The 5,744-nt window shown below is 69.4% G+C and carries 4 protein-coding genes and 1 pseudogene; all 5 read left to right on the top strand.

Annotated features, from left to right (window positions below; genetic code table 11):
• A pseudogene (locus ACY45C_RS16475) lies at window positions 1-232 on the top strand (glycosyltransferase family 2 protein); the annotation flags it as partial.
• A gap of 186 nt (window positions 233-418) precedes the next feature.
• Window positions 419-1,192, top strand: a complete 774-nt coding sequence (locus ACY45C_RS16470) for a Wzz/FepE/Etk N-terminal domain-containing protein (protein ID WP_462188463.1) — start codon at window positions 419-421, stop codon at window positions 1,190-1,192.
• A 34-nt stretch (window positions 1,193-1,226) separates the two neighbouring features.
• Window positions 1,227-2,696: an O-antigen ligase family protein gene (locus ACY45C_RS16465; protein ID WP_462188462.1), complete on the top strand. Its 1,470-nt coding sequence runs from the start codon at window positions 1,227-1,229 to the stop codon at window positions 2,694-2,696.
• Window positions 2,693-4,300 carry a lipopolysaccharide biosynthesis protein gene (locus ACY45C_RS16460; protein ID WP_462188461.1) on the top strand — a complete coding sequence of 536 codons (1,608 nt, stop codon included), beginning with the start codon at window positions 2,693-2,695 and terminating at the stop codon, window positions 4,298-4,300. Before ACY45C_RS16465 ends, ACY45C_RS16460 begins: the two co-directional genes overlap by 4 nt.
• A 34-nt stretch (window positions 4,301-4,334) precedes the next feature.
• Complete coding sequence (locus ACY45C_RS16455; protein ID WP_462188460.1) at window positions 4,335-5,540, top strand: glycosyltransferase; 1,206 nt, start codon at window positions 4,335-4,337, stop codon at window positions 5,538-5,540.
• Window positions 5,541-5,744: the final 204 nt, after the last annotated feature.

Raw genomic sequence — 5,744 nt, 5'->3', positions numbered from 1 at the left:
GCACCGGCAGGCACCGTCGCTGCCGATGGTGGAGAAGACCGTCCGGATGATTCATGTGATCCTGTCCCACGACCGGCTCGACCGGGTCGAGCGGGCTCGCTGCCTGGCGGTTCTGGGGCGGCAGTGGGCATTGCCCCATGCTCGGCACATGGGCGGCGAGGTACGCATGACATTCGGGACCCGAATCGGGACCCGACTCGCCGCGAAGTCCCCATCCCACCGGTCCGGGTAGCGCGACGACACGCGGGTCGGCCTGCATATCGGCGCGGCGCAGGGCGACTACATTGAATCGATCCAGGCTGATGATGGGATCGGTTCAGGCGTATGAATCCTTGGAGCCCCGAATGACAGAACCTTCTGGTCATGGTGCGGACCAGGCCTCGCCGTCGGCGTCGTCGGCTTACCGGGGGAGTCCGACATGGACATCGTGACGATCTCCAGAACGGCGTTCCGCCGATGGTATGTCATGCTTCCGATCCTGCTCGCCACGGCGGCCGCAATCGGGATCACGATGTCTGTCGCCAAGCCTGTCTACCAGTCGAAGGCCATGGTCCTCGTGGTCGGCCCGTCGGTGGAGCAGAAGCTCGCCACATCCTCCTCCGGTTCCGGGTTTATCCTGCAGCCCGTCAACCCGCTCTCCTACTTTGGCGATTCACTCAAGTTGCTGGCTCTCACGGAGTCGAAGATCATGGACTCTCGGCAGGTGCGGGAGGAGATCCGTTCGGCTGGATTCCATGGTGACTACGAGATCTCGGTGCAACCGGAGACGGTATTCCTCGATGTAACGGCCACGGCCGCCGATCCCACCGAGGCCACTCGCACCCTGGATCAGGTGGTACGTGTGATCACCGCGAAGTCGAACGATCTGCAGTCTGCTGTGCCGCCGGACCAGCGTTACCGGATAGCGCCGCTGTCCGAGCCGCCGCTGACGAGCGTGCAGCCCGCCCGTAGCCTCAAGCTGCTTGGCACCGTCGCGTTCCTCGGCGTGGCAGCGGCGCTGGGGCTGGCGCTTGCCGTCGACGCCGAGGCCGGGCGCCGGGCCCGGTCACGGGGAGGGGCGGAGCATTACGGTCCCGCCCGGGCGGGCGCCAGCCGTGGCCGTGGCCGGGGTCGGCGCGGACGGCACGCACTCCCCGAAGATCCCATGGCGGGCACTCGACGGGTCGCCTGGCGGTTCGAGGCGAACCGGTGAGAGGTGAACCGGTGACCAGCGGGCTGGTGGCCGGATGACCGCCGGCTCTCTCACCGGCCCGGCGGCGCCGGGGGCCGGGCCGTTCGGTGCCGGCCAGGCACCTGGCGCCGCCGGGCCGGTGCTCGCCGCGGTCGCGTTCGGATCCGCCGCCGTAGCGGCGGCGATGGTGCTCGGGCCGGTCGGGCCGGCCGTGGTGCTGGCCGTCCCGGCCGTGGCGGTGCCCCTGCTGGCGAGTCGGCGGGACGCGGTGACGCTGCTGACGTTGATGGTCTTCGTTCTCTTCGCCGTGCCGGCGACCTACCGGCTCCCGCCGTTGGGGAAGCTGACCGTGCCCGTCGGCCTTTGCTGTCTTGCCGGCTGGCTGGTTCACCAGGCCGCACGACGCGCCCGGTTCGACCCGGTGTTCCAGCCGGTGCGGGCCGCGACGCTGGTACTCGTATGGGTTCTCACGCTCAGTTTCGCGATGATGTTCACCCGCGTGGTGGAAGCGACAGAGGTCAGCTCCGCTCATCGCAGTCTCGTGACGGTCGTGGCGCAGGCCGGGGTGACGCTGTTGGCCGCCGATGCGATCCGGTGCCGGACCCGGCTGGACAGCCTGCTGCGCCGGGTGGTGCTGGGCGCCACCTTCATGGCCACCATCGGCGGGATCGAGTTTCTGACCGGTCGTAACTACAGCGCCGTCCTGGTCCCCCCGGGAATGTCGCTCAGACCGGACGTCGATCGCGTCGACGTCCGGTCTGGCTTCGAGCGGGTCGCCGCGACGGCCGTGCATCCGATCGAGTTCGGGGTTGTCCTGGCCGTGGTGTTGCCGTTGGCCCTGTACTACGCCGTCGCCGCCCGCGGGTGGGCGCGGGTCGGTGCCTGGGCCCAGGTCGCCGTCATCGGGGCCGTCCTGCCGATGAGCGTCTCGCGAAGCACCGCCGTGAGCGCCGCCGTGGCGATCCTGACCCTGACGGCGGTCTGGCCGGTCCGCCGCCGCCTCAACGGCCTGCTGGCGCTGGCCGGGTCCGTCCTCGTCCTGCACACGCTGTTTCCCGGTCTGCTCGAGGCGACCGTCTCGCTGTTCCTGCGGGCCGGCGCGGACCCCAGCGTGACCGGCCGCACCGAGGACTACGCCCAGGCCTGGAAGTTGTTCACGCAAAGGCCGCTCCTCGGCCGTGGACTGGGCACATTCACCCCCCACCAGTACTTCTACCTTGACAATCAGCTACTCGGCTCGGTGCTGGAGACCGGAGTCGTCGGGACAACCGTGCTGCTGGTCTGGGTCGCCGTCGGTCTCTTGGTGGCCCGTGGGGCGCGGCGTCGGGCCCGGGAACAGCATGACCGGGAACTCGGCCAGGCGTTGATGGCCTCGATCCTGGCCGGGGTCGTCAGCTTCCTCACCTTCGACGCCCTGAGCTTCGCGATGCTTGCCGGCCTGCTGTTCCTGCTCATCGGCTGCGCCGGAGCACTCTGGCGGATGACCCCCGCACCGGCGGTCCTGGCCTCCGGGTGGCAGCGGTGAGCCAGCCACCGGCCGTGACCCGGTCGTCCGTGACCCGGTCGTCCGCCCTGTTGGGGGCGGGGGAGACCGTGGCGGAGCCGTCGCCGCCCCGTCGGGCGCCGCGCGGTTCGATGGCCAGCGGAGCCCGGTGGATGTCGGTGAACCAGGTTGTCGTGCAGGTCACCCGCCTGCTGGTCCAGGTCGTCCTGGCTCACCTGCTCGAACCGCGGGCGTTCGGTCTCATGACGATGGCGCTGGTCATCGTGATGTTCCTCGAAATTCTGCGGGGTTTCGGGACCGGCATGGCGGTTGTCCAACGAGACAAGATCAGCGAGCGGCTGCTCAGCAGCGTCTTTTTCCTCAACATCGGGCTTGGTCTGGTCATCTCGGGCCTGCTGGCGTTGCTGGCGCCCGGCCTGGCCAGCCTGTACGGTGACTCGGCGCTGACGCCCGTGCTCCAGGTCCTGGGCCTCGGCCTGCTGCTCGCCAGCCTCGGTGACCTGCAGCAGTGGCTGCTCCGCCGGGAGATGAAGTTCGGTGCCGTCGCCGCGGCGAATATCATCGGGACGGCGGCCAACGCGGCCTGCTCGATCCTGTTCGCCCTGCTGGGCTACCAGGTGTGGTCACTGGTCATCGGCTATCTGGTCGGATTCGGGGTCACCACCCTCGTCGCGTGGCTGCAGTCGCCGTGGCGTCCCAGGGCGTCGTTCAGCCCCGCCGAGGTCAGGTCCGTGCTGCGTTTCAGCGCCAACCTGAGCGGGTTCAGCGTCTTCAACTTCTTTCTGCTGCACGGCGACAAGGTGATTGTCGGGCATTTCCTCGGAGCCCAGCAGTTGGGCTACTATGGCCTGGCGCAGCGGGTGCTCATGTATCCGGTGAGCACTGTTTCTACGGCGTTCCAGGAAGTCATGTTCGCCGGTCTGTCCCGGCTCCAGGACGATCACGCCGCGATCCGCCGGGTCTATTTCCGGTCATGCGCGCTCGCCGCTCTGGTCTGTTTTCCGGTCATGGCCGGACTCACTGTCGTCGCGCGCGACGTCGTCCTGGTCGTGCTCGGCGCGCGCTGGGAACGGCTGGTGCCGCTCATCTGGCTGCTCGCCCCGATCGGCGGCATCCAGTCGGTGAGTTTCAGCGTCGGGGTCCTCTACAACGTGAAGGGAAGAACCGACCTGCTGCTGCGCTGGGGAATCTTCTCCGGCCTGCTGATGCTCGGCAGCTACTTCGCCGGCCTGCCGTGGGGAATCAACGGGGTCGCGGCGGCGTACGCCATCGTGATCGTCCTCCTGCTACCGCCCGGCTTCGCGATTCCCTTCAGACTGGTGGACGCGAAGCCGCGCGAGTTGGTCACCGCGGTCTGGCCGCACGTCGTGGCGACCGCGGGGACCGTCGCCGTGATGGCCGCTGTCCAGTGGCTCACCCACGGGTTCCGGCTTGCCCGCCCAGTGTGCCTGTTGGCGAGCGTGCTGGCCGGTGCCGCGACCTACATCATGATCACGTGGAGACAACGCCCACCCGCGTTGGCGGACCTACTGCAGTATGCCCGGCGCGCGAGCGCCGGCTCGGGGCAGCCTGCTCCGGCGTCGTCGCGCAGAGACGACGCGCTGGGCCCGACGGCTCACGGGTGAACCCGATGGCTCAACGGTGAAGGAGTCCACTCTTATGGAAGATGCCCCCACGGCGGGCCAGCGGGACGTGGTGCTGGCCCTGCCGATCGAGACGCTCCAGGACATGGCGATCAGGGCGTACATGCGTCCTCCCGATCGTCTACTGCTCACCCTGCTGCGATCGCCCAGGGTCCGGCGCGTGGTCGTGGCCGAGCCGTTTCGGAGCCACCTCGGTACGGTGCTGCGGGGCGGCCGGACCACCGTCCTGCCACCGTCCGGTGGCGTTGAGGGGCATCTGGTGTCGCCGCAGCGGTGGCGCCGCAAGGACCCGGTGACGCTGCCGTCGCTGCGGGCGGCCTATCGGCGGTATGATAGGAGGCTCGGCCGGGCCGCGGGCCGGGCCGGCTGCAAACGACCCGTCGTGATCACTATGTATCCGCCGCTGGCGGGCTTCGCCGACATGTCCTGGGCCGGCTCGGTCATGTACTACGCCCGGGACGACTGGGCGACCCACCCATCGCTACGGCGGTGGCATCCGGCCTTCCGGCATGCCTACGAGGAGATCCGGCGCCGGCGGCTGCCGGTCATCGCGGTGTCCAGGCCGCTGCTGGAACGCCTCCATCCGACCGGTGCCGGGCCGACCGGTGCCGGGCTGGTCGTGCACAACGGTGTCGACCCGGCCGAGTGGCTGCGCCCGCCGTCCCCGCCGGACTGGCTCCGGCGCCTCCCTCGGCCGTGGTGCGTGTACGCGGGCACCGTCGACACCCGCCTCGATCTGGACATGATTCGCGGCCTGGCGTCGGCCGGCACCGTGATTCTGGCCGGCCCCATCCCGGACGAGGCCTCCGTCCGGTCGCTGCGGATGCTGCGGTCGGTGCGGTTGCCCGGACATCTGCCCCGGCCGGCCGTGACCGGTCTGATCGCCGCGGCCGACGTGTGCCTGCTCACCCACCGGAGCACTCCGTTGACCGAGGCTATGGACCCCATCAAGATCTACGAATATCTGGCAGCCGGGCGTCCCGTCCTCGCCACGGACCTTGCCCCGGTTCGGGGCATCGGGCGGCGGGTCCGACTGCTGCGCCCGGGGGACGATCCGGTGGCGGCGATGAACGAGATCCTGACCTGGCCGGCCGTCACGGAGGCTGACCGGCTGGATTTCGTCGCGGACAACAGCTGGTCCGCTCGGCACGTCGCCTTCCTGGACTTCGTCCTCGGCCCGGCCGCGCCCGCCGAGCCCCGTCTCCTGGCAGTGCAGGCGTAGACCGGCTGGAGTTCCCCGCTCGGGTCTCCAGACCCACGAAAAGGGCCGGTACGGCGCGGCCCCCGGCTCGGTGGGATAGCTCTGGAAGGATTCGATGGCTCGCGCTGATTTGACCAATCGACACCGGTATGTCCTGATTGGATCCGTGGCGGTGCTCGTGGCGCTGGTGGCGGGCGGTGGGCTGCTGGTCGCCCTTCGCTCGAG

The organism is Frankia sp. CcWB2, assembly GCF_977927585.1.
Note: the sequence above shows the minus strand (reverse complement) of the source record. Positions and strands in the feature narration are given on the sequence as shown.

Bases quoted from the DNA above. Each gene is read 5' to 3' on its own strand.
- ACY45C_RS16470 (WP_462188463.1), top strand. From the start codon at position 419: ATGGACATCGTGACGATCTCCAGAACGGCGTTCCGCCGATGGTATGTC.
- ACY45C_RS16465 (WP_462188462.1), top strand. From the start codon at position 1,227: ATGACCGCCGGCTCTCTCACCGGCCCGGCGGCGCCGGGGGCCGGGCCG.
- ACY45C_RS16455 (WP_462188460.1), top strand. From the start codon at position 4,335: ATGGAAGATGCCCCCACGGCGGGCCAGCGGGACGTGGTGCTGGCCCTG.